General features: G+C 71.3%; 21 protein-coding genes. 13 read left to right on the forward strand and 8 right to left on the reverse strand.

Annotated features, from left to right (window positions below; all coding sequences use genetic code 11):
- Positions 1 to 245: 245 nt before the first annotated feature.
- Positions 246 to 449, forward strand: a complete 204-nt coding sequence (locus tag OHS70_RS28070; protein WP_020871138.1) for a cold-shock protein — start codon at positions 246 to 248, stop codon at positions 447 to 449.
- A gap of 94 nt (positions 450 to 543) precedes the next feature.
- Positions 544 to 2100 carry a DEAD/DEAH box helicase gene (locus OHS70_RS28075; protein WP_328401817.1) on the forward strand — a complete coding sequence of 519 codons (1557 nt, stop codon included), beginning with the start codon at positions 544 to 546 and terminating at the stop codon, positions 2098 to 2100.
- 149 nt (positions 2101 to 2249) lie between these two features.
- Here the strand turns inward: OHS70_RS28075 and OHS70_RS28080 are convergent, their stop codons facing one another.
- Genes OHS70_RS28080 through OHS70_RS28095 form a run of 4 tightly spaced genes read right to left on the reverse strand, consistent with a single transcriptional unit; the run spans position 2250 to position 5684 of the window.
- Complete coding sequence (locus tag OHS70_RS28080; protein WP_328401819.1) at positions 2250 to 3338, reverse strand: NAD(P)H-dependent flavin oxidoreductase; 1089 nt, start codon at positions 3336 to 3338, stop codon at positions 2250 to 2252.
- Positions 3338 to 4072 carry a CoA-transferase subunit beta gene (locus tag OHS70_RS28085; protein WP_328401821.1) on the reverse strand — a complete coding sequence of 245 codons (735 nt, stop codon included), beginning with the start codon at positions 4070 to 4072 and terminating at the stop codon, positions 3338 to 3340. The genes OHS70_RS28080 and OHS70_RS28085 overlap by 1 nt, the downstream gene beginning before the upstream one ends.
- A complete protein-coding gene (locus OHS70_RS28090) occupies positions 4069 to 4917 on the reverse strand; it encodes a CoA transferase subunit A (RefSeq protein ID WP_328401823.1) in 849 nt (282 codons plus the stop codon). The genes OHS70_RS28085 and OHS70_RS28090 overlap by 4 nt, the downstream gene beginning before the upstream one ends.
- Positions 4914 to 5684, reverse strand: a complete 771-nt coding sequence (locus tag OHS70_RS28095; RefSeq protein WP_328401825.1) for an enoyl-CoA hydratase family protein — start codon at positions 5682 to 5684, stop codon at positions 4914 to 4916. The genes OHS70_RS28090 and OHS70_RS28095 overlap by 4 nt, the downstream gene beginning before the upstream one ends.
- Before the next feature lie 56 nt (positions 5685 to 5740).
- Here OHS70_RS28095 and OHS70_RS28100 point away from each other — a divergent pair, with 56 nt between their 5' ends.
- From OHS70_RS28100 to OHS70_RS28115, 4 genes are all read left to right on the forward strand, one after another.
- A complete protein-coding gene (locus OHS70_RS28100) occupies positions 5741 to 6508 on the forward strand; it encodes an SDR family oxidoreductase (protein ID WP_328401827.1) in 768 nt (255 codons plus the stop codon).
- A complete protein-coding gene (locus OHS70_RS28105; protein WP_328401829.1) occupies positions 6505 to 7416 on the forward strand; it encodes an SDR family oxidoreductase in 912 nt (303 codons plus the stop codon). The genes OHS70_RS28100 and OHS70_RS28105 overlap by 4 nt, the downstream gene beginning before the upstream one ends.
- 115 nt (positions 7417 to 7531) lie before the next feature.
- Positions 7532 to 7912, forward strand: a complete 381-nt coding sequence (locus OHS70_RS28110; RefSeq protein ID WP_328401831.1) for a ribonuclease — start codon at positions 7532 to 7534, stop codon at positions 7910 to 7912.
- Between the two features lie 31 nt (positions 7913 to 7943).
- Entirely contained in the window at positions 7944 to 8330 is a 387-nt protein-coding gene (locus OHS70_RS28115) for a barstar family protein (RefSeq protein ID WP_328401833.1), read from the forward strand.
- Positions 8331 to 8456: 126 nt separating this feature from the next.
- Here the strand turns inward: OHS70_RS28115 and OHS70_RS28120 are convergent, their stop codons facing one another.
- Both OHS70_RS28120 and OHS70_RS28125 read right to left on the reverse strand, forming a co-directional pair.
- Positions 8457 to 10166 carry an ankyrin repeat domain-containing protein gene (locus tag OHS70_RS28120; RefSeq protein WP_328401835.1) on the reverse strand — a complete coding sequence of 570 codons (1710 nt, stop codon included), beginning with the start codon at positions 10164 to 10166 and terminating at the stop codon, positions 8457 to 8459.
- Between the two features lie 23 nt (positions 10167 to 10189).
- On the reverse strand, positions 10190 to 11083 hold the full coding sequence (locus tag OHS70_RS28125; protein ID WP_328401837.1) for a hypothetical protein: 894 nt from the start codon (positions 11081 to 11083) through the stop codon (positions 10190 to 10192).
- 286 nt (positions 11084 to 11369) lie between these two features.
- On the opposite strand from OHS70_RS28125, the gene OHS70_RS28130 reads away from it, so the two are divergent.
- From OHS70_RS28130 to OHS70_RS28150, 5 genes are all read left to right on the forward strand, one after another.
- Complete coding sequence (locus tag OHS70_RS28130) at positions 11370 to 12140, forward strand: S1 family peptidase (protein ID WP_328401839.1); 771 nt, start codon at positions 11370 to 11372, stop codon at positions 12138 to 12140.
- Between the two features lie 171 nt (positions 12141 to 12311).
- Positions 12312 to 12656 carry a chorismate mutase gene (locus OHS70_RS28135; RefSeq protein WP_328401841.1) on the forward strand — a complete coding sequence of 115 codons (345 nt, stop codon included), beginning with the start codon at positions 12312 to 12314 and terminating at the stop codon, positions 12654 to 12656.
- Positions 12657 to 12750: 94 nt separating this feature from the next.
- Positions 12751 to 15240: an aminopeptidase N gene (gene pepN / locus OHS70_RS28140; RefSeq protein ID WP_328401843.1), complete on the forward strand. Its 2490-nt coding sequence runs from the start codon at positions 12751 to 12753 to the stop codon at positions 15238 to 15240.
- 196 nt (positions 15241 to 15436) lie between these two features.
- Complete coding sequence (locus tag OHS70_RS28145; RefSeq protein ID WP_328401845.1) at positions 15437 to 16813, forward strand: pyridoxal phosphate-dependent decarboxylase family protein; 1377 nt, start codon at positions 15437 to 15439, stop codon at positions 16811 to 16813.
- Positions 16810 to 18228, forward strand: a complete 1419-nt coding sequence (locus OHS70_RS28150) for a lysine N(6)-hydroxylase/L-ornithine N(5)-oxygenase family protein (RefSeq protein WP_328401847.1) — start codon at positions 16810 to 16812, stop codon at positions 18226 to 18228. Before OHS70_RS28145 ends, OHS70_RS28150 begins: the two co-directional genes overlap by 4 nt.
- Here OHS70_RS28150 and OHS70_RS28155 read toward each other — a convergent pair.
- The gene (locus OHS70_RS28155; protein WP_328401849.1) at positions 18225 to 20033 is read right to left on the reverse strand and encodes a bifunctional metallophosphatase/5'-nucleotidase; all 1809 of its coding nucleotides are present in this window, start codon (positions 20031 to 20033) and stop codon (positions 18225 to 18227) included. The two genes, OHS70_RS28150 and OHS70_RS28155, sit on opposite strands and share 4 nt — an antisense overlap.
- Before the next feature lie 164 nt (positions 20034 to 20197).
- On the opposite strand from OHS70_RS28155, the gene OHS70_RS28160 reads away from it, so the two are divergent.
- Positions 20198 to 20920, forward strand: a complete 723-nt coding sequence (locus tag OHS70_RS28160) for an SIMPL domain-containing protein (protein ID WP_328401851.1) — start codon at positions 20198 to 20200, stop codon at positions 20918 to 20920.
- Positions 20921 to 21117: 197 nt separating this feature from the next.
- Positions 21118 to 22545 carry a pyruvate kinase gene (gene pyk / locus OHS70_RS28165; RefSeq protein WP_328401853.1) on the forward strand — a complete coding sequence of 476 codons (1428 nt, stop codon included), beginning with the start codon at positions 21118 to 21120 and terminating at the stop codon, positions 22543 to 22545.
- A gap of 195 nt (positions 22546 to 22740) precedes the next feature.
- Here the strand turns inward: pyk and OHS70_RS28170 are convergent, their stop codons facing one another.
- Positions 22741 to 23988, reverse strand: a complete 1248-nt coding sequence (locus OHS70_RS28170) for a hypothetical protein (RefSeq protein WP_328401855.1) — start codon at positions 23986 to 23988, stop codon at positions 22741 to 22743.
- Position 23989: the final 1 nt, after the last annotated feature.

Below are 23989 nucleotides of genomic sequence, written 5' to 3' on the forward strand. Positions count from 1 at the left end.
CCCCGGTCAGCCGTGCGGGCGGCGGGCCGGGACACGAGGAACAGGGGCGGTGGCGGCAGCGGCCCAGCGGCATGTGCTACGGTGACGTAGTTGCAGTTTTGGTACCCATGAACTTTGTGTGCGCCTGACGGGAAGCTTCCTCAGGCGCACGTTTTGTTTCCGGCTTCTCCGGATGGGGGTCATTGCGGCGATGGGGAATTCACGCGGTGTGAATTCCCGGCTTGCCCCTGTTTTAGGAGATTGACATGGCAACTGGCACCGTGAAGTGGTTCAACGCGGAAAAGGGCTTCGGCTTCATCGAGCAGGACGGCGGCGGCGCCGACGTCTTCGCCCACTACTCCAACATCGCCACCTCGGGCTTCCGTGAGCTTCAGGAAGGCCAGAAGGTCACCTTCGACGTCACGCAGGGCCAGAAGGGCCCGCAGGCGGAGAACATCGTCCCGGCCTGATCGCTGGACGCGTTTGCACGCGGCCGGGGCCCGCACCGAGCTCGGTGCGGGCCCCGGCCGCATCTGTCCACAGGCCCAGGAAGGCATATTCCGCATGAACCGCTCCGAACGCCCGGCACGAACGCGCCCTGCCAATTCCCGCGCGAGGGTCCCCGCACAGCGCTCCGGGAAGGCGTCCGCCCGCAAGGCCGCGCCGACGCCCCCACAGGAATTCACGCTGCCGGAAACCATCACCCCGGCGCTGTCGGCCGTCCACGCGTTCGGTGAGCTGGACATGCCGGCCGCCCTGCTGAAGACCCTCGACGCGCAGGGCGTCACCGACCCCTTCCCGATCCAGGCCGCCACGCTGCCGAACTCGCTCGCCGGCCGCGACATCCTCGGCCGCGGACGCACCGGCTCCGGCAAGACCCTCGCCTTCGGGCTTGCGCTGCTCGCCCGTACCGCGGGCCGGCGCGCCGAACCGAGGGCGCCGCTCGCGCTCGTCCTCGTACCCACCCGTGAGCTCGCGCAGCAGGTCACCGACGCGCTCTCGCCGTACGCGACCTCCGTGCAGCTGCGGATCGCCACGGTCGTCGGCGGCCTGTCGATCAACAAGCAGGCGGGCGCGCTGCGGCGCGGCGCCGAGGTCCTCGTGGCCACGCCCGGGCGGCTGAAGGACCTCATCGAGCGCGGCGACTGCGTCCTCGACCGGGTCGCGATCACCGTCCTGGACGAGGCCGACCAGATGGCCGACATGGGCTTCATGCCGCAGGTCACGGCGCTGCTCAAGCAGGTCGAGGCGGACGGTCAGCGGATGCTGTTCTCGGCGACGCTGGACAAGAACATCGACCGGCTCGTGCGGATGTTCCTCACCGACCCGGTGGTGCACTCCGTCGACCCGTCCGCGGGTGCGGTCACCACGATGGAGCACCATGTGCTGCACATCGCGGACGAGACCGACAAGAAGGCCGTCGCCCTCCGTATCGCCGCCCGCGACGGCCGGGTGATCCTCTTCGTCGACACCAAGCGTTCCGCCGACCGGTTCGCCAAGCGGCTGCTGGCCAACGGCGTACGGGCCGCGGCCCTGCACGGCGGCCGCTCGCAGCCGCAGCGCAACCGCACCCTGGAGCAGTTCAAGAACGGGCAGGTCAGCGCGCTGGTCGCGACCAACGTCGCCGCCCGGGGCATCCACGTCGACGACCTCGACCTGGTCGTCAACGTCGACCCACCGGTCGACCACAAGGACTATCTGCACCGCGGCGGTCGCACCGCGCGGGCGGGCGAGTCCGGCAGCGTGGTGACCCTGGTGCTGCCCGAGCAGCGCCGTGAGATGACCCGGCTGATGGCGGACGCCGGGATCAGCCCGCGCACCGCCAGGATCAAGTCCAGCGACGAGGAGCTGGCCCGCCTCACGGGGGCGCGCGAGCCGTCGGGCGTGGCGGTCACCATCGAGGTGCCGCAGCCGGTGGCGCAGCAGCAGCGGCCGCAGCGGCGCCGGGCGCAGGCGCCCGGACAGGCCGGTGGCGGCCGCAGCCGTGCCCGGCGCGACGGGCAGGGCAGCGGTGGCGGCCAGGGCGCTCGGTCCGGACAGCCCCGTCAGGGAGGACAGCCGCGTCAGGGTGGCCGCCCGGCGCGGGGCGGTGCGCAGGGCGGTCGCCGCACGGCGGCGTAGCCGCCTGGCGCGGGCGCCGGGGCTCCGCCCCGGACCCCGCGCCTCGCACTCCCCCGGACTTCGTCCGGGGGACCCTGGGCCGGTGATCACCAGTCCGTCGACCCCGGACACGGCCGGAGGCCGTACCGGGACCCGGAGCACAGCGCCGGTCACGGGAAGGGGCGGGGCGGGGGAAAGGGGCGGGGCGGGGGAGATGCTTCCGGCAGCGCGCCGAGCACCCCGGCCGCCTCGGACATCACGCGGCCGATGAGCTCCTCACAACTCGGGAGATCCTCGATCACGCCCGCCACCTGCCCCGCAGCCATCACGCCGAGGTCAGTGCGGCCCTGGACCATGGACGCCCGGAGCAGCATCGGGGTGTTCGCGGCGAGCAGGACCTGGCTCCAGGCCAGGTCCTTGCCGTGTTTCATGGCCAGGCCGTCGCGGACCATCGCGGACCAGGACAGACCGGAGAGCCTCCGGAAGGCCGCGGCGTGGCGGACAGCGCGCAGCAGCGTTCGTGCACGGCCGCTGCTCTCCAGGGAGTCGACCAGCTCCGTACGGATCATGCGGTGCGGCAGGCCGTCCACGGCCCGGGTGACCGTGATGTCCCTGACGGTCGCGGCGAGATAGCGCGCCTTGACCGCGTCCGGCACCGTCGATTCGGCGGTGAGCAGGAAGCGGGTGCCCATCGCGATGCCCGCCGCGCCGTAGGCCAGCGCCGCGACCAGGCCGCGGCCGTCGTGGAAGCCGCCGGCCGCGATCACCGGGACACCGACGGCGTCGACCACCTGCGGCAGCAGCACGGACGTGGCCACATCGCCGGTGTGACCGCCACCCTCCCCGCCCTGGACGATGACGGCGTCCGCGCCCCACGCCGCCACCTTCTCCGCATGCCGGCGTGCCCCGACGGAGCAGATCACCACCACGCCCGCGTCCCTGAGCTCGACGATCAGCTCCCGCGAGGGTGCGAGGGCGAAGGAGGCGACCCGTACGCCCTCGTCGACGATGATCCGCACCCGCTCCCGCGCGTCACCGGCGTCGGCGCGGAGGTTGACCCCGAACGGCGCCTTGGTGCGGGACGCCACCTCGCGGACGGCCGTGCGCAGTTCCTGGACGGACATGGTCGCGGAGGCGAGGATGCCGAGCGCCCCCGCGTTCGCGGCTGCGGACACCAGCCGGGGCCCGGCCACCCACCCCATCCCGGTCTGGACGATCGGGTGGCGCGCCCCGGTGAGCCTGGTGAGTGCGGTCTCCATCAGGACGCGACCTCCCGTTCACGCAGGCCCGCGGGGTCGATCACCGTACGGATGAGCCGCAGCTCGTCGGGTGTCGGCTCGCGGGTGCACGGCACCTCGCCCGTGACGGCCAGGTCGAATCCCGTGGCCTCACGGACATGGTCGAGGCTCACCCCGGGGTGCAGTGACACGATGCGCATGGCGCGGTCGGGGGTCTCGAAGTCGAAGACGCCCAGATCGGAGACGACCCGCGGGATGCGGTGGTACCGCGTCGCCGAAGGGCCCGCCGCGGCGGCGTTGTCGTAGCCCACACCGCAGACCATGTCCACGCGCTCGACGAAGGTCCGGGTGGAATGTCTGGGGACCCAGTAACTGACCGGGTTGTTGAGGGTGTTGACGGGCGCGCCGCGCACTCCGAGCAACTGGCGCGCGGGCCGGTGCCAGTCGCCGATGCACGAGATGTTCTGGTTGCCGTGCCGGTCGATCTGACTGGCGCCCATCATGACGTGCCGCCGCCCGCCGGTGACCATGGCGAGATGGCGCCGGTAGGGCAGCCAGCCCTCCGCCGTCCCGTCGAGGCCGACGAGCATCGCCTCGCCGTCGGTGAGCAGCAGTCCGGGGGAGAAGGTCCGCTTGGCGAGCCGGGCACCGATGGACGGGATCAGCCCCATGGGGCTCGCCAGGACCTCTCCGTTCTCCCGCCAGGCCTCGGCGCAGGCGATGACGCAGTACTCGGAACGGCCGGCGGTCCTCATGTCCGCTCCTCGTGCCAGGCGGTCACGGCCCGCTGGTAGGCCCCTTCGTCCCCGGGCAGGAAGCGCTCGGCGAACTGCGGCCAGGGCGTGCTCGCGTAGTGGCGCAGGAAGGCCTCGTCGCGGTCGTGGTCCGGGACGCAGGAGGTGAAGTGCGCGCCGTTCGGCGTCTCGACGACCCCGGTGACACTGTGCCGGCTGATCAGCAAGGTCTGCGGCGCCGCGTCCTTGGCCAGCTCGGCGGTCTCGACCAGCCGCTCGCACGAGACGTACGCCTCGTCGGCCGCCTCGCAGAACAGGTCGTCGAAGTACGGGTCGGGCCCCAGGTACTGGGCGTTGCCGAGCCGGTCGGCGCGGTTCATGTGGACGAGCGCCGCGTCCATGCGCAGGGCGGGCACGGCGACGAGCGTCTCCCCGTCCTCGTACGGCGATGTCACCGTCCGCAGGCCCGGGTTGACCCGCATGACGTCGGAGCCGATCCCGGCCCGGACCGGCATGAACGGCAGCCGGTTCGCGGCGGCGTGCAGCCCCCACATGAACATCGCCTCGTCGAACTCCGCCAGTTCGAAGGCGCCCTGCTCTCGGGCCGACCGGAAGTGCGGTTCGAGGGGCACCGAGTCGAGCGTGGCGAAGGCGGCGACCAGTTTGCGGATACGGCCCGCGGCGGCGAGCAGACCCACGTCGGGTCCGCCGTAGGAGACGACGGTGAGATCGGTGATCCCGGAACGGAGCAGTGCCCGCACCAGCGCCATGGGTTTGCGGCGCGCCCCCCAGCCGCCGATGCCGAGGGTCATCCCGCTGCGCAGCCGGGCGACGGCCTCGTCCGCGGTCATCGTCTTGTCGCTCATTCCCGGACCTCCCTGGTGGCCTTCTCGGCCTCCTTCCCGAAGGTGTCGCGGACCCGGCCGGCGGCCCCGCTGAGGCCCGCCTCGAAGGTGAACCCCTGCTCGAAGCGGTAGCTGCGGCGTACGTCGACGGGGTCGATGCCGTTGATGGCCGCCTTCGCCAGCCGGATCAGGGTGCCGTCCTTCCGGGCGATCTCCCCGGCGAGGGCCAGTGCCTCCGCGGCCAGCTCGGCGCGCGGCACGACCTTGAAGACCGAGCCGTGGGTGTGCAGCTCCTGTGCGGTCACCGTCCGCGAGGTGTAGTACAGGGCACGCATCAGGTGCTGCGGGACCAGCCGGGCCAGATGGGTGGCGGCGCCCAGCGCGCCCCGGTCGAGCTCCGGCAGTCCGAAGGAGGCGTCGTCCGATGCGACGATCACGTCCGCGTTGCCGGCCAGGCCGATGCCGCCGCCCAGACAGAAGCCGTGCACCGCCGCGACCACGGGCACCTCGCACTCGTACACGGCGGCGAAGGCCTCGTAGCACCCCCGGTTGGCCCCGATGAGCGCCGCGTGCCCGTCGTCGCGCTGCAGCTCCTTGATGTCCACGCCCGCGTTGAAGCCGCGGCCCGCGGCCGCCAGCACCACACACCGCACATCGGGGTCGCGCCCCGCCGTGCGCACCGCGTCGGCGAGCTCGTACCAGCCCTGCACGGGCAGGGCGTTGACGGGCGGGAAGTCGACCGTGACGAGGGAAACGCCCTTCATGGGGCTTGCGGTGGAGACAGCCATGAGCGGATCATCTACCTTTCCACCAAACGTTTGTTAGGTGAGGAAGGTAGCAGCCGATGGAGCTGGAGGGGAGGGTCGCCGTCGTCACCGGCGGGACCCGGGGCGTGGGCCGGGGCATCGCGAGGGCGTTCCTGCGGGCGGGCGCCACGGTGGTCGTCTGCGCCCGCCGCCCGCCCGAAGTCCCGCTCCCCGGCGTCGAGTTCCTGCCCCTCGACCTTCGGGACGGCGACGCGGTGGGGGCGTTCTTCGACACGGTGGCGGCCCGGTACGGCCGCCTCGACGCCCTCGTCAACAACGCGGGCGGCACGCCCTGGCGGCTGCTCGCGCAGGCGGACGCGGACCGCCACGCCCGGGTGATCGAACTCAATCTCACCGCCCCGCTGACCGCCTCGCTCGCCGCCCGGGAGCATCTGCGGGCGGTCCGTGGCTCTGTCGTGATGATCGGCAGCGTCAGCGGGGGCCGCCCGTCGCCGGGCTCGGCGGCGTACGGGGCGGCCAAGGCGGGCCTCGAGAGCCTCGCCCGGTCGATGGCCGTGGAGTGGGCCCCCGAGGTGCGGGTCAACACTCTGGTCGTCGGCATGGTCCGCACCGAACTGTCCCACCTGCACTACGGGGACGCGGACGGCGTCGAGGCCGTCGGCCGCACGGTGCCGCTCGGGCGGCTCGCCGAGCCGGCCGACATCGGCGAAGCTGCCGTCTTCCTCGCCTCCGAGCGGGCCGCCTACATCAGCGGCGCCTCCCTCCTGGTGCACGGCGGAGGCGAGCGCCCCGCCTTCCTCGATGCCGCGACAGCCGGCAACAGCGGTGAAGGAGAGACGAGATGACGGGTATGTGTGGCGGGCGTGTGGTGATCGTGACCGGAGCGGGACGCGGTCTCGGCCGCGCCCACGCCCTCGCCTTCGCGGCCGAGGGGGCCAAGGTCATCGTCAACGACCTCGGTGTCGGCCCCGACGGTACGGGGGGTTCGGCCGGACCGGCGCAGGCCGTCGTCGGTGAGATCGTCGCGGGCGGCGGCGCCGCCGTGGCCCACACGGGCGACGTCGCCACCACCGGGGGAGCGGCCTCCCTGGTGGCGGCCGCCGTCGACACCTTCGGACGGCTGGACACGCTCGTCAACAACGCGGGATTCCTGCGCGATCGCATGCTCGTCAACCTCGACGAGGACGAATGGGACGCCGTCATGCGGGTCCACCTCAAAGGACACTTCCTGCCGCTGAAGCATGCCGCCGCGCACTGGCGGGCCGAGGCGAAGGCAGGCCGCGAACCGGTGGCCCGGATCGTCAACACCAGCTCGGGCGCGGGCCTGCTGGGCAGCCTCGGGCAGGGCAACTACTCGGCGGCCAAGGCCGGGATCGTCGGGCTGACCCTGGTCGCGGCGGCCGAGCTGGCCAGGTACGGGGTCCAGGTCAACGCCATCGCCCCGGCCGCGCGCACCCGGATGACCGAGCAGACCTTCGCCGAGGCGATGGCGGCTCCGGAAGCAGGCGCGTTCGACGCGATGGACCCGGCGAACGTGTCCCCGCTGGTGGTCTGGCTGGGTTCGGCCGGCTGCGAGGGAGTCAGCGGCCGGGTCTTCGAAGCGGAAGCGGGCCGGATCACGGTCATGGAGGGCTGGCGGCCGGGACCCACCGTGGACAAGGGGGCGCGCTGGACACCGTCGGAGGCGGGCGGAGCTGTACGGAAACTGCTGACGGATGCTCAGGCGCCTCATCCGGTGTACGGCGTGGGGTAGTTGGGAGGAGGGCCGGTGAAGGCGGCCGTACGTTGATCCGGAATCCGGTTAACTCCCGGAGAATTCTCTAGACTTGTCATTGACGCGTCAAATTCTACGCGCATCAATGGTGGCCATGCGAATCCCCCCACGGATAGCCGCCCTCGGTGGCGCAGCCGCTCTCGTCTCGACACTTCTCATCGGCGGACAGGCAACTGCCGTCACCACCGCGGTCGGTGACATCTGCTACTCCGACCTGCCCTCCCAGGCCCACACCACGCTCGACCTCATCGACCGGGGCGGGCCCTTCCCCTACCGGCAGGACGGCAGCGTCTTCCAGAACCGCGAAGGCATCCTGCCCTCACACTCTTCCGGCTACTACCACGAGTACACGGTCAAGACCCCGGGCTCCTCCACCCGCGGCGCCCGGCGCATCGTCACCGGCCAGGCGTACGAGGAGGACTACTACACCTCCGACCACTACGCGTCCTTCGACCTCATCGACCACGACTGCTGACCGGCACTCCCGGCCCGGTATCCTCCGCCCCGTGACCGCGACGTATGTGATCGACGGGGCGGGGATCACCGGCCTGGACAGCTTCTGGAAGGCCATCGGTGAAGCCGTCAACGGGCCGGGCGGCTACTTCGGCAGCAACCTCGACGCACTCGCCGACTGCCTGAGCGGCGGAATGGGGACGCCGGACGACGGCGACTTCGTCATCGAGTGGCGCGACCACCAGCAGGCCCGCCGCGTGCTGGGGCACGAGGAGACCGTACGGCAGCTGGAGCTCAGGCTGCGGCGCGCCCACCCGTCGAACCGGGCCGCGATCGAGCACGAACTGGACCGGGCGAGGGCCGGGCAGGGCCCGACGGTCTTCGACCTGCTCGTGATGGTCTTCGAGGAACGGGCGCCGGGAGCACTGCGCCTGCGGTAGCCGGCCCGCGGCCGCACCGGTCGGGCCCTGCCATCCCTGGCAGCTGCGGCGCGGTCCGTGCCGCGCCCCGCGTGCGTGTGTCGTCCCGCGCGGCGTCGCAGGACGGCCGGGGCTTTCCGGCAGCGGTCAGCGTCGACGCGGGACCGTACCCTCCAGGCGCCGCCTCAGCCTCTCGTCCTGGATGTGACCCACCGCCTCCATCGCGGTGCCGTACGCGAAGCCGTCCGGATCCTCCTCCGCGAGCAACCGGGTCAGCACCTCGTCCGCACGCGGATCCTGGCGCATCGCCAGACCGCGCGCCGCCTCCGCCGCGGTGTCGGGGTCCGCGTCGTCGGTACGGGCCGCGAGCGCCTCGCGGATGTCCGGCGTATCGTCCGGCACGGCCGCCAGGGCCATGGTCGCCCAGTCCCGGGTGCGTGTGTCCGCGTCACGGGTCAGTGTGATCAGCGCGGCGATGCCGTCCGCATGGCCGGCGGGCACCAGCCCCGCGAGTGCCAGCACCACCCGGTAGCGCACTTCCGGGTCCGGATGTCCGGCGTGCCGCAGGATCTCCGGGAGCGCGGCCGGGTCTCCCTGGTGCCCGAGCCCGAGCACGGCCGACTGGATCAGCTCGGCGTCCTGGGCCTCCCGGGCCAGCTCCCGCAACAACGGCAGCGCACGCGCGGCGAACGGACGCCGTACGTCCTCGGCGTCGTCCCCGCCGCCCCACCAGACGTCCGTACCGGCCGCCGCGGCAGGCTGCGCCTTGCCTGTCCGCGACCCGTCCGGGGACCCCGGCGCGCCCTCCGGCGTGGACATGGGCCCGTCCGCCGGGTCCGCAGGCGCCGTCGCGCCCTCCGCCGCCGGCCCGGCTCCGTACATGAACCCCAGCTGGGCCAGAACATCCGCCGCGAACGCCTGGCGCAGCGGGTCGTCGCTCGCGCAGCCCGCGGCCGCCGCCCGGAACGTCTCCTCGTCGCCCCGCCGCGACAGCGCCGTCGCCGGCTCGGACCAGTTGTCGAAGTCCGGGCGGCCGTCGCGCAGCGCCCGCTCGGCGAGCTCCGCATAGGGGGTACGCATCCCCAGCTCCTGCTCCAGGACCGTGGCGATCGCCCCATGGCCGGTCTGGCGCTCGTTGCCCGCCCCCGGCACGCCGTCGCGCAGCACGTCGACGACGACGGTCACCCCGCCGTCCTCCTCGACCCGGCGTGTCAGGGTCTCCTGTCCGCTCCCGTACGCGCCGAGGAGCCCGTCCCGCAGTTCCTGCTCCACATCCCGGCCGAGCCACTGGCGGGCCTCCTCCAGCGCGGCGGCATGTGCGCTCGCCCCCGCGCCCAGCAGTGCCCGCACGGTGGACGGCGAGCCGCGCCGCGCGGCGAGCACCAGCGGCGGCTCTCCGCCCGGGCCCGGAAGATCCGGATCGGCGCCGTACTCGAGCAGCGCCTCCACCGCGTGCTCATGGCCCTGCCCCGCCGCCCACGCCAGCGCCGTGAAGTCGAACGCCTCCCGCAGGTCGGGCCGCGCACCTGCGGCGAGCAGCGCCCGTACCGCTTCGGTGTGGCCGTTGGCCGCCGCCCCGCACAGCGGAAGATCACCCTCGTCGACGCCGCAGGCCCGGTCGGGATCCGCCCCGGCCGCCAGCAGCAGCCGTACGACGCCCGCCTTCCCGGAGACCGCCGCCAGATACAGCGGTGTCCGGCCTTCCTCGTCGGTCCCGTCCGCCTGCGCGCCGGCACGCAGCAGCCGCACCACCGCGTCCTCGCCGTCGTACAGCGCGGTGAAGAGATCCTGCGCCGCGTCCGCCGCCGGATCGCCCGCCGGAGCGCCGGCCGGTTCGTTCACCCGTTCGTCCTCCATGCTCCGACCCTACGGAAGAGCCCTCAGGTGTCGCATTCGAGAATCGTCCGGCACAGGCCGCACCGCGCCCGCACCCGGCCCCGCACCGGCAGCCGGATGCGCTGGTGGCAGGTGGGGCAGGGGAAGGAGACCCGCAGCCCGTCCGGGCTGTGCTCGAAGCCGTAGGCCGCGGGGCCGGGGCCCGGGTGGCCCGCGCGGTCCAGGGCCTGGCGACGGTCCTTGGCGTAGCGGTGCCGGCCCGTCCAGCCGGCCACGGTGAGCGGAGGCTGCCGGGCGTCGCGCAGTGCCTGTGCGCGTCCCGCGGTGTATGCGCGGTAGCCCTGCGGGCTCGTGAACCAGAGCGCGGGGTCCTCGTCGAAGGCGAGCGCCCGTTCGGCGAGCACATAGCCGAACTCCTCGGGCGTGAGATAGCCGAGCTTCTGGCTGGAGACGTCGTCCTCCCGGAACGCGTCCAGCAGCAGCCAGCCCGCCCCCAGGTAGGTGGTGGCCGTGTCGGTGAGGATCTCGTTGTCCCGGGTGCCGGGGAACGACAGGCCGAGCCGGTGCAGCAGCACATGCATGATCTCGTGGGCGAGAGCCGCGCCGATGTCCCGGCGATGGGTGCGGAAGCGGTCGTTCAGCTCGATGAAGTACTCGGGTCCCGCAGTCAGTTCGACACTCGCCGCATGCTGCATCTCGCGGAAGCTCACGATCATCCGGGCGTCGGGCAGCCGTAGATGGTGCACCAGGGCGCGGGCCACGCGCTGGGCGCCGAGATGCAGATCGTCGTGGTCGCTGAAGGCCACATCCGCCGGGAGCACGCTGGGCGCGTAGGAGAGCACGCCGTCGGGAGACAGCCGCCGGTACAGCGCGGTGATCGCCGCCCGCACGGTGTCGAGGTGCGGAAAGCCGTGTGCGACCTCGCTGCCGTTCACCACGTCCCCGTACCCCCTGCACGACGGTCGGTCCCGCTCCAACTCTACGGGTGCGCGGGCTCGTGGTGAGCGTGTGCCCACAGCGCCGGGGGTGGCTGGTTCGGGCTGGTTCTTCCCTTCCGGCGCTTGAGGCGGCGCCCGTGCAGATGGCCGAAAGGCGCTTCTTGTGGCGTCCGCGATCCGGTGTTCATAATCCGGTTCACGTCTTGTCGGGCCCATGTCAGAAATGATGTCCGCTGCGTGGGTCCGTCAACGGCGTACGCCTCAACCCCCCACGAAAGGCAGTCCGTTGAAGCAGCTTCTGCGTGTGCTCAAGAGATGCGCCGCGGCCGGCGCCGTCGTCCTCGCCGCAGTCAGCCTCCAGCCCACCTCGGCCTCCGCCGCCGCCCCGCCCGTCGTCGGGGGCACGCGCGCCGCCCAGGGCGAGTTCCCGTTCATGGTCCGGCTCTCCATGGGCTGCGGCGGTGCGCTGTACACCCAGCAGATCGTCCTCACCGCCGCCCACTGCGTCGGCGCCACCGGCAACAACACCAGCATCACCGCCACCGCCGGAGTCGTCGACCTCCAGAGCTCCAGCGCCATCAAGGTCAGGTCCACCAAGGTCTTCCGGGCGCCCGGCTACAACGGCACCGGCAAGGACTGGGCCCTGATCAAACTCGCCCAGCCCGTCAACCTGCCCACCCTCAAGATCGCCGAGACGTCGGCGTACAACAACGGCACCTTCACCGTCGCCGGCTGGGGTGCCCGCAGGGAGGGCGGCGGCCAGCAGCGCTACCTGTACAAGGCCACGGTCCCGTTCGTCTCCGACGCCTCCTGCAAGCAGTCCTACCCGGAACTCGTCTCGAACGAGGAGATCTGCGCCGGCTACACCCAGGGTGGCGTCGACACCTGCCAGGGTGACTCCGGCGGCCCGATGTTCCGCAGGGACAACGCCGGAGCGTGGATCCAGGTCGGCATAGTCAGCTGGGGCGAGGGCTGTGCCCGGCCCGACTACCCCGGCGTCTACACCGAGGTGTCCACCTTCGCCGCCGCCATCAAGTCCGCGGCGGCCACGCTGTAACACCCGCACCCGAGCACGGCGGAGGGGCAGGCCCGAGCCCGGCCTGCCCCTCCCGCACGCGCCTCACCGCAGTCCCCGGCAACCGGGGCACCGGAGCAACCGGAGGAACCGCGTCCCGGACCCTGAACACCCGCCGACCCTCACCACCGGACCGACGTAAGCTCGACGACCATGACCACGAGGGACATCGACGAGACCGTACGCGCCGAACTGACCCGCCTGCGCGAGAGCATCGACAACATCGACGCCGCAGTCGTCCATATGCTCGCCGAGCGCTTCAAGTGCACCCAGCAGGTCGGCCACCTCAAGGCGGAGCACCACCTCCCGCCCGCCGACCCCGCCCGCGAAGCCCGTCAGATCGAGCGGCTGCGCCAGCTCGCGGAGAACGCCAAGCTCGACCCGGCCTTTGCCGAGAAGCTGCTGAACTTCATCATCGCCGAGGTCATCCGCCACCACGAGCAGATCGCCGACAAGCCCCCTGCCGGCCCCCGGCCGCACGATCCGCAGCAGCCCTGACATGCGCACACCCCGGAATGCGGGCGCCGGAGTGCGCTGACAGCGAACCGTCCCCCCCTGTGCCGCCCCCCGCCCATCCGGCAGCATGGGCGGCATGTCCGTACTGACGCGCGACGAAGCGCAGACCCGAGCCCGTCTCCTCGACGTCCACCGGTACGAGGTCGACCTCGACCTCACCACCGGCGAAGAGACCTTCGACTCCCGAACCGTCATACACTTCACGGCCCGCGCCGCCGGGGACACCTTCGTCGAGCTCAAGCCGGCCGACCTGCGCAGCGTCACCCTCGACGGACAGCCCCTCGACCCCGCCTCGCTCACCGAGAACCGGCTCCCGCTCACCGGCCTCACCGCGGGCGAGCACCGCCTCAGCGTCGAAGCCGGCATGCGCTACTCCCGCACCGGTGAGGGCATGCACCGCTTCACCGACCCCAGCGACGGCGAGGCCTACGTCTACACCCAGTTGTTCATGGAGGACGTCCAGCGCGTCTTCGCCGCCTTCGACCAGCCCGACCTCAAGGCCGTCTTCGACCTCTCCGTCACCGCACCCGAAGGCTGGACCGTCCTCGGCAACGGCATCGCCGCACACGACGGCAACGGCCGCTGGACCTGCGCCACCACCCCGCCGCTGTCCACCTACTTCGTCGCGGTCGCCGCCGGCCCCTGGCACACCGTACGCACCGAGCACGCCGGACTGCCCTTCGGTCTCCACGTGCGCCGCTCCCTCGGCGCCTACCTGGACGCCGACGCCGACGAACTGTTCGAGATCACGACGCAGTGCTACGACCGGTACCACGAGAAGTTCGAGGAGCCCTACCCCTTCGACTCCTACGACCAGGCCTTCGTACCCGAATTCAACGCCGGCGCCATGGAGAACCCGGGCCTGGTCACCTTCCGCGACGAGTTCATCCACCGCTCCGCCGTCACCGACACCCAGCGCCAGACCCGCGCCATGGTCATCGCCCACGAGATGGCCCACATGTGGTTCGGCGACCTCGTCACCCTCACGTGGTGGGACGACATCTGGCTGAACGAGTCCTTCGCCGAATACATGGGCTACCAGACCCTCACCGAAGCCACCCGCTTCACCGACACCTGGGTCGACTTCGGCATCGCCCGCAAGTCCTGGGGCTACGACGCCGACCAGCGGCCCTCCACCCACCCCGTCGCCCCCGACCCGGACGCCGTCCCCGACACCGCCTCCGCGATGCTCAACTTCGACGGCATCTCCTACGCCAAGGGCGCATCCGCCCTGCGCCAGCTCGTGACCTGGATGGGGGAGAAGGACTTCCTCGCCGGCATCAACAACCACTTCGCCCGGCACAAGTTCGGCAACGCCACCCTCGCCGACTTCATCGACTCCCTCGCCCAGGCCACCGACCGTGACGTGCACGCGTGGGCCGACGCCTGGCTGCGCACCTCCGGCGTCGACACCCTCGCCCCCACCGTCACCGACACCCCCGGCGGCTGGCAGCTGGCCGTCGGCCACACCGGCAGCCGCCCGCACCGCATCACCGTCGGCGCCTACGACACCGACCCCGTCAGCCCCGGCACCCTCGTGCTGCGTGACCGCTTCGACGTGGACGTGCCCCACGGCGCACCTGACACCCACCCGGGCCGCCGCCCCGCCCTGCTCGTACTCAACGACGGCGACACCACCTACGCCAAGGTCCGCCTCGACGACATCTCCTGGGCCACCGCCCTCGGCTCTCTCTCCGGCATCCCCGACCCGCTCACCCGCGCCGTCGTGTGGAACGCCGCCCGCGACATGGTCCGCGACGGCGAGCTGGCCCCCGCCGCCTACCTGGAGGCCGCCGCCGCCCACCTGCCGCGCGAGAGCGACCTCGCCGTCGTCCAGGGCGTCCTCACCTTCGCCGCCACCGAGATCGCCGACCGCTACCTCCCCGCCGGACAGCGCGCCGCCGCACTCGCCACCCTCACCGGCATCTGCCGCGCCCTGCTGCGCCGCACCGAGGACGGCAGCGACCCGGGCCTGCGGCTCACCGCCGTACGCCACTTCATCGACGCCGTCGCCCAGCCCGAGCCGATCCAGGAATGGCTGGCCGACGGCGGTGTCCCCGGCGGACCCGAACTCGACCCCGAGCTGCGCTGGCGCATCCTCAAGCGTCTGTGTGTCCTCGGCGCCACCGACGAGCGCGCCATCGCCGCCGAACTGGACCGCGACCCCAGCGCCACCGGCCAGGAAGGCGCCGCCCGCTGCCGCGCCGCCCTGCCCACCCCCGAGGCCAAGGCGGCCGCATGGCACGCCATGTTCGCCTCGGACGACCTGTCCAACTACCTGTTCGCCGCCACCGCCCAGGGCTTCTGGCAGCCCGAACAGGCCGACCTGGTAGGCGAGTACGTCGCCCGCTACTACCCCGACGCGGTCGCCCTCGCCACCCGCCGAGGCCCGGCCATCGCCGAAGCCGCCGGCCGCTACGCCTTCCCCACCCACGCGGTCGACCCGGACACACTGCGCCTGGGCCAGGACTGCCTGCGCGACGCGGACATGATCCCGGCGCTGCGCCGCAAGCTCGCCGACCAACTGGACGACCTGCGCAGGGCCCTGGAGGTACGCGGGGCGTAACCGTACGGCGGCACAGCCTCCGCAGCGGGAGGGAACAGGGCGGGGAAAGCCCCACATACCAGCACCCCGCCCCTCAACCCCCGTCCTCCGCAAAGCAATACCACTTTCGGGTCACGCTCGTTGTGCACGACGGCCGCCCCACCCGGTCCACGACCAGGGTGGTGCGACCGCCGCGCACGAGCCCGAAGGACCCCGCATGAGTACGCCGCCACCCCTCGCGGGAGGAACCACCGGCCCCGATGCCCTGCGCCCGCTGATCGCCGTCGTACTCGACGCGCTCACCGAAGGCGCGGCCGGCCGGGGCGGACCCCTTCCCGCAGGCGGACCCCAGGCCGTCGCCGCCCACATGCGCCACGCCCTCGGCACCGTCCTGCCCGAAAACGGCAGCGGCGCCGACGACGCCCTGCACACCCTCGTCCGCGCCCTCGCGCACGGCGCCGCAGACCCCGCCGACCCTCTGTGCACCGCCCACCTGCACACCCCGCCGCTCGCCCTGGCCGCCGCCGCAGACCTCGCCGCATCCGCGCTCAACCCGTCCATGGACTCCTGGGACCAGGCCCCGGCCGCCTCCGAGCTCGAGGCCACCGTCACCCGGGCCCTCGCCGCCGAGGTCTATCCCCACGGCCCCGACCCCGACGCCCTCGTCACCACCGGCGGCACCGAATCCAACCAGCTCGCCCTGCTCCTCGCCCGCGAACGCCACCGCACCCTCCAGGTCATCTGCAGCGCCACCGCCCACCACTCCGTACACCGCGCCGCCTGGCTCATCGGACTGCCCGAACCCGTCACCGTGCCCGCACCCGCCGGCATCCTCGACCCCGCCGCCCTCGACGAAGCCCTCACCGACCTGCCCGGCCCCCTCCTCGTCGTCGCCACAGCAGGCACCACCGACACCGGACGCATCGACCCCCTCCCCGAGATCGCCGCCCTCACCCGACGCCACGGCGCCGAACTCCACATCGACGCCGCCTACGGCGGGCCACTGCTGTTCTCCGCCCGGCACCGCGCCCTGCTCACCGGACTCGACCGCGCCCACTCCGTCACCCTCGACCTGCACAAACTCGGCTGGCAACCCGTCGCGGCCTCACTGCTCGCCGTACCCGACCGAGCAGCCCTCGCACCCCTCGGCCACACCGCCGACTACCTCAACCCCGCCGACGACACCGACGCCGGACTGCCCGACCTGCTCGGCCGCTCCCTGCGCACCACCCGCAGACCCGACATCCTCAAGATCGCCGTCACCCTCCGCGCCCTCGGCCGCAGCGGACTCGCCGACCTCGTCGACCGCACCTGCGCCGCCGCCGGACAGTTCGCCGACCTCGTCGACAAGAACCCCGGCCTCACCCTGTACGAACGGCCCACCCTCACCACCGTCCTGTTCCGCCCCACCGAAGCCACCGACGAACAGACCGCCGGCATCCGCCGCACCCTCCTCAACCAGGGCCGCGCCGTCCTCGGCCGCGCCCACGCCGACGGCCGCCTCTGGCTCAAGGCCACCCTCCTCAACCCGCACACCACCCCCGGTGACCTCGAAACCCTCATCGCACTCGTGGAAGGCAGCACCCCCCGATGACCGGCACGCCCGCCCCCGGCGCCCACGACCCCGAACAGCCCCATGACCTCGTGGGCATCGGCATCGGCCCGTTCAACCTCTCCCTCGCGGCCCTCGCCCACGGCGTCCCCGGCGGCCTCGCCACCGCCTTCTACGAACAGGCACCCGCCTTCCACTGGCACCCCGGCCTGCTCATCAAGGGCGCCACCCTCCAGGTCCCCTTCCTCGCCGACCTGGTCACCCTCGCCGACCCCACAAGCCGCTGGTCCTTCCTCAGCCATCTGCGCTCCAAGGACCGGCTCTTCCCCTTCTACTTCGCCGAGCGGTTCCACATCGAACGCACCGAATACGACGCCTACTGCCGCTGGGTCGCGGACCACCTCCCCGGCCTCCACTTCGCCCACCAGGTCGACGCCGTCCGCTGGAACACCGAACGCTCCCTGTTCGAAGTCGACTTCACCCAGCTCGACACCGACGGCAACGCGGAATCACTCGGCCGCACCTACACCCGCTCCATCGCACTCGGCATCGGCACCGAGCCCTACGTCCCCGACCCGCTGCGCCCGCTCGCCGACGCCCCCAGCGCCCCCGTCTTCCACTCCGCCGACTACCTCGACCACCGCCAACAGCTGCTGGACGCCGAACACATCACCGTCATCGGCTCAGGACAGTCCGGCGCCGAGATCTTCCTCGACCTGCTGCGCGCCCGGCCCGCCGGCGCCGAGAAGATCCACTGGATGGCCCGCACCGAGGCGTTCGCACCGATGGAATACTCCAAACTCGGCCTCGAACACTTCACCCCCGACTACACCCGCTACTTCCACGCCCTGCCCGAAACGGTGCGCAACGAACTCGTCCCGCGCCAGTGGCAGCTCCACAAAGGCATCGACACCGACACCATCGCCGCCATCCACGACGAGCTCTACCACCGCAGCCTGCACGGCGGCTGGCCCGATGCCGTCCTCACCCCCGGCGTCACCGTGCGCACCGCCGGCCGGGTCGCCACCACCAAGATCGAACTCCATCTCGAACACACCCAGCAGGGCACCCGCACCCGCTTCATCACCGACGCCGTCGTCCTCGCCACCGGCTACCGCGAACGCCCCCTGGGCCACCTGCTCGCCGGACTCGAGCCCTACATGCTCCGCGACAGCGCAGGCCGCCCCCTCATCGACGAGGAGTACCGCCTCGTCCTCGACCCGGCCGTGACCGGATCCGCCTACGTACAGAACGCCGAACGCCACACCCACGGCGTCGGCGCCCCCGACCTCTCACTCGCCGCCTGGCGCAGCGCCGCCATCCTCAACTCCCTCACCGGCAAGGAGCCCTACCCGCTGCCCCGACGCACCGCCTTCACCCGCTTCGGCATGGAAACGCGCAAGGCGCCCGGCATTCCAGGCCAGGCGCCCCCGCTCATCCCGATCGAACAGCGCTAGAAGACCGGCACACCCTCCCGGGTCAGCTTCCAGCCCACCGACGCGAACTGCGCAGGATCGACCGTGCCCTCCGCCTTCACCCAGTTGATGATCGTGTTCCGGATCTCCTCCGAGTTCGCCCACAGCTGCTGGGCCCGCGCGACATGCGGGAAGTTGCCGCCACCGGCCGCCCGGTAGTTGTTCACCGCCAGCACGAACTGCGCCGCCGGGTCGATCGGCTCGCCCCCGAACGACAGATCCACGATCCGCGACCCGGCCGGCCGCGCGATGTCGATGTCGTACGTCAGACCCGAGACGGCGTCGTAGTTGTAGTCCGGCGTGCCATCGGCGTTCGTCAGCTTGGCGGTGTCCACCGGCGCACCGGCCGGCGTCTGCACGAAGTATCGCGCCGAGAACTCCAGATAGTCCTTCAACTGCGCACCCGTCAGCAGCCGGGCCTCCAGCGTGTTCTCGAACACATACAGACCCGCCGCGTCCCGGATCGTCACCTGCCCCGCCGGAATCGACGCCGTCCGCGAGAAACACGACGCCTGCGACAGCACCGGCAGCGCCGCGTACTGACCGCCCGCCAGCGCCGCCTTCACCGTCTCCGCCTGGACATGGTTGATCAGATCGATGATCGGCTCGTCCCGCCACGGCGCCGCGACCGTCGACATCGCCGCCGTGGAGGTGCCGATGACCTGGTTGACGTACGCCACGACCTTCCGGTGCTCATCGCTCAGCAGCCGGGTGATCTTCTCGTCCTCGGCGACCGTGTTCGAGTTCAGCACCTTCGCGCCGACCTTCTCGACCGTCCAGCGGCCGTTGCCCCACACCAGCTCGAAGTCGAAGAGCGTCAGCCGCTGGCCCCACTTCAGCGGCTCGGACAGCACCACCTGCTTGCCCGACTCCTTGTTCGTCACGAAGTACTCGGCGATCTCCGTGTGCGCATGACCCACCAGAATCGCGTCGATCCCCGGCACCTGCTCGGCAACCAGACCCGCGGCGTTCTCGACGTACGGAAGCTGGTCACCGTACGACGACGTGCCGCTGGAGCCCGAATGCGCGGACACGATCACCACATCCGCACCCATCGAGCGCAGCTTCGGCACCCACTTCGCCGCCTGCTCCTCCAGACCCGGGAACACCATCTTGCCGCTGACGTTCTGCTTGTCCCAGATCGCGATACCCGGATTGGTCAGACCCAGCACCGCCACCTTCACATCACGGCCGTGCGGGGTGCACAACCGGTGCATGCTGTACGGCGCGAACGCCGGACGCAGCGTCTTCGCGTCCAGCGCGTTCGCCCCCAGCAGCGGGAAGTCGCACTGCTCCTCGAACTTCCGCAGCACCGGAATGCCGTAGTTGAACTCATGGTTGCCGAGCGCCGCCGCGTCATAGCCGATCGCGTTCATGGCCTGCGCCATCGGATGCACCGGGCCGCGCTTCGCGGTGATCGGGTCGACCTTGGCGTAGTAGTACGACAGCTGCGTGCCCTGAATCGTGTCACCGGCGTCTATGAGGAGCGTGTTGCGCCGCCCCTTCTCCTTGCGGATCTGCGTGACCAGCGTGGAGATCTTCGCCAGACCGACATCGTTGTGCGCCTTGTCGTCGAACTCCTTGTCCGTGAAGTAGTCCCAGTTGAAGACGTTTCCGTGCAGGTCGGTCGTCCCCATGACCGTGAAGGAGTACCGCTTCGGCGGACGTCCATGGCCCTGCCCGCCCCGCTCGTCGGCAGCAGCGGGCACAGCCGTACCCACGGCGACGGCCACACCGGCACCCGCGGCGGCCGACCGCTCCAGGAACGTCCTACGGTTCAGGGGCATTTCGTCTCCTTCGATTCGATGCACAACGCGCGTAGATTCTGGCCCAACAGCGCTCCGCCGCAACACCCCCGACAGGTTTCGATCCGGTGTCCTCCCGCTGACCGCGACAGATGCGAGAGTGGCCCCGACCGCCACCTCGACCGCCCGGAACCAGGGAGCTGCCCATGACCGCCGACACACCCGGGCCACCGCTGCCGTCCCCGCCCTTCGGCACCCCCGAAATGCCCCGGGTCGCCGTCCGCGGCGAAGCCCACCTCGAGGTCGACCCCGAAATCGCCACCGTCTCGGTCGCCGTCAGCGCCCGCGGCAAGGACCGCACAAGCGCACTCCAGGACCTCACCCGCCGCAACACCGACGTCCTCGACCTGATCAAGTCCTACGGCGACGCCGTCGAAAAACTCGAGACCGGCGCCTTCTCCATCAGCCCGGAACTCACCCAGCACGGCCGCGGCGAACGAATCCGCGCCTACCACGGCAGCGTCCACATCACCGCCGAACTCACCGACTTCACCGCACTCGGCGAACTCACCACCCGCCTCGCCGACCTCGAACTCACCCGAGTCACCGGCCCCTGGTGGTCACTGCGGCCCGACTCACCCGCCCACGGTGAAGCCCGCCGCCGAGCAGTACACGAAGCAGTCCAGCGGGCCCGCGAATACGCCGGCGCACTCGGCGCACAACTCGCCGCCCTCGTCGAGCTCGCCGACCTCGGCGCGGAGAACGCCGTCCCCTACGGCACACCCCCGGTCCCCGGCCCCATGATGCGCACCGCGTTCGCCGCAGCCACCCCCGAAACAGCGGCCCCCGCCCTCGACCTCGAACCCCAGCGCCAGACCGTCCACGCCCAGGTCAACGCCCGCTTCATCATGACCCCACCCCGGCTGTGACCGGCCACCGCCTCGCCCCCACGTCATGCGCATGCCATTCGCGCCTCGTAAGACGCACGTGCACGGGGAAATCGCTCATGCTCATCGGAGCGCCCCCGTGCACAATTCAACACTTGTCAATAACCTTTCACGCAAAGGTTGTTGAGTAGTCACGCGCGGCCAATTCTCTACCCGCGGGTAAGCCATAGGCTCGACATATGCGCCGAGCAAAGATCGTCTGCACCCTGGGCCCCGCCACCGACACATACGACCAGATCAAGACACTGGTCGAAGCCGGAATGGACGTCGCCCGCTTCAACCTCAGCCACGGCACCTACGCCGACCACGAAGAGCGCTACCACCACGTCCGCAAAGCCGCCGACGAAACCGGCCGCAACGTCGGCATCCTCGCCGACCTTCAAGGCCCGAAGATCCGCCTCGGCCGCTTCCGCGAAGGACCCGTACTCCTTGAACGCGGCGACGACTTCACCATCACCGTCGAACCCCTCGAAGGCGACCGCCACACCTGCGGCACCACCTACCACGGACTCGCCGCCGACGTCACACCCGGCGAACGCATCCTCGTCGACGACGGAAAGGTCACCCTCGAAGTCACCGAAGTCGACGGCCCCCGCGTCCGCACCACCGTCATCGAAGGCGGCATGGTCTCCGACCACAAAGGACTCAACCTCCCCGGCGTAGCCGTCTCCGTCCCCGCACTCTCCGAAAAGGACGTCGAAGACCTCCGCTGGGCCCTGCGCACCGGCGCCGACGTCATCGCCCTCTCCTTCGTCCGCACCGGACACGACATCCACGACGTCCACCGCATCATGGACGAAGAAGGCCGCCGCCTCCCCGTCATCGCCAAGATCGAAAAACCCCAGGCCGTCGACAACATCGACGACATCGTCGCCGCCTTCGACGGAATCATGGTCGCCCGCGGCGACCTCGGCGTCGAAATGCCCCTGGAACAAGTCCCCATCGTCCAAAAGCGCGCCATCAAACTCGCCAAGCGCAACGCCAAACCCGTCATCGTCGCCACCCAGATGCTCGACTCGATGATCGACAACTCCCGCCCCACCCGCGCCGAAGCCTCCGACGTCGCCAACGCCGTCATCGACGGCACCGACGCCGTCATGCTCTCCGGCGAAACCAGCGTCGGCAAATACCCCGTCGAAACCGTGCGCACCATGAGCCGCATCGTCGAAGCCGCCGAAGAAGACATCCTCGCCAAGGGCCTCCCACCCCTCACCGACCGCAACAAGCCCCGCACCCAAGGCGGCGCAGTCGCCCGCGCAGCCGCCGAAATCGGCGACTTCCTCGGCGCCAAATTCCTCGTCGCCTTCACCCAGTCCGGCGACACCGTCAAACGCCTCTCCCGCTACCGCTCCCCGATCCCCCTCCTCGCCTTCACCCCCGACCCCGCCACCCGCTCCCAGCTCAACCTCACCTGGGGCGTCGAAACCTTCCTCGGCCCCCACGTCGACTCCACCGACGCGATGGTCGCCCAGGTCGACGAAGAACTCCTGCGGATCGGCCGCTGCCAGAAAGGCGACATCGTCGTGATCACAGCCGGCTCCCCGCCCGGAGTCCCCGGCTCCACGAACCTGGTCCGCGTCCACCACATCGGCGAAAGCCTGAAGTGACATGCCTGAAGTGACATGCGTGAAGTGACATGCGTGAAGTGACATGCGTGTGAAGTGACACAGCACTGAACCGCCCACCGGAGCCGCGCAAGCGGCTCACCCGGGCGGGGCTCCCCGCCACCGGCCGAACCCACCGCACGCCCCACCACACAGACCACACCGCCGAGCAGCCGTGCACCCCGCGCCCAGCTCGGCTCACGCCCCCGCCAGCCGCCTCCCGGCCGCGACCCTGACCTCCGGCTCCTCCATCGGATCGTCCCGCAGCCGAGCGAGCCGCTCCCGGACCCACGGCACATCCGGCGCCGAAGCGACACCGAGCAGACGCGCGTCCGACTCGCAGTCCCACAGCGACTCCGTGTACACCCGATCCAGACCCGCCGGATCGATGGCCGCCAACGCCTTCACAAAGGCCGGCCGCTCATAGGAATGCGGAGTACCCAACCAGAACCGGCGCAGCACGGGAGCGGCCTCAGCCGCATCGGGACCGAACCGCGCCAGACCGGCCGCCAGCACCTTGGGACCGCACCAGCAGCGCTCCTCCCACTGCACGGCCAGCTCCCTCGACAACAACGGCAGATCCACAGCCTCGCCGTGCTCGGCCAGCACCTCGATCCCGATCCAGGCCAGCCACGGCCGCCCGTCCGCCACCCACTCACGAGCGGCCGGAACGGCAAGCGCACCGAGCCGCTCGACCGCCCGCGAAAGCAACGGCAGAGGCCGCTCACCGTCCGAGGTGCCCAGCGACGGCACCAAGCACATCAGCGCCGACTCCGGCGGGCGGCCGGCCAGCGCGTTCAGAGCACCGACCTTCGCACCCTCGGCCGCCCCAGGATCGGCAAGCAGAGCGAGCAGCCGGCCACTGCTCGGACCCACCTCGACCGTATGCACCCCCAGCGGGCCAGGCCGCGCGGCGACCCCGAACCGAGGACGCCAGCGCACCCACGGTTCACAGCGCCACAGCAGCGGCTCGTCCCCGGTGAGCCGGGCCCGCGCGACATCGGCCAGATCGTCCCACCACTCGACCGGCCAGCTGCGCGCCACCGACTCCAGGACGTCCACCCAGTGCTCGCCCTCCCGGACGTAGGACCGCAGAGCCTCCCGAGACTCGACCGACCCCGACCCCGACCCCGACCCCGACCCCGACCTCGCGAGCAGCTCCAGCACGCGTGTGGCCTGCTCGCAGGCGTCCTCATCGCCCGTCAGCCGGGCAATGACCGGCGCCGGCGACAGCTCCAGATCCCGGACCAGCCTGGCCAGATAGACGTGGCGGTCGTCCACCGAGTCCCAACGCCAGTCCTGCCGGATGCCCTCGTACACCAGCTCACCGGCCGACCCCGGACCGTGCGCCGCCTCAAGCGCGCCCAGACCCCGCCCCCGTTGCAGCAGCCCCTTGAGTGTGCCGACAGGCGCGTACGCCCACTCGTCCTCTGATTCATCGCTCATC

This window comes from Streptomyces sp. NBC_00390 (assembly GCF_036057275.1).
GTDB lineage: Bacteria > Actinomycetota > Actinomycetes > Streptomycetales > Streptomycetaceae > Streptomyces.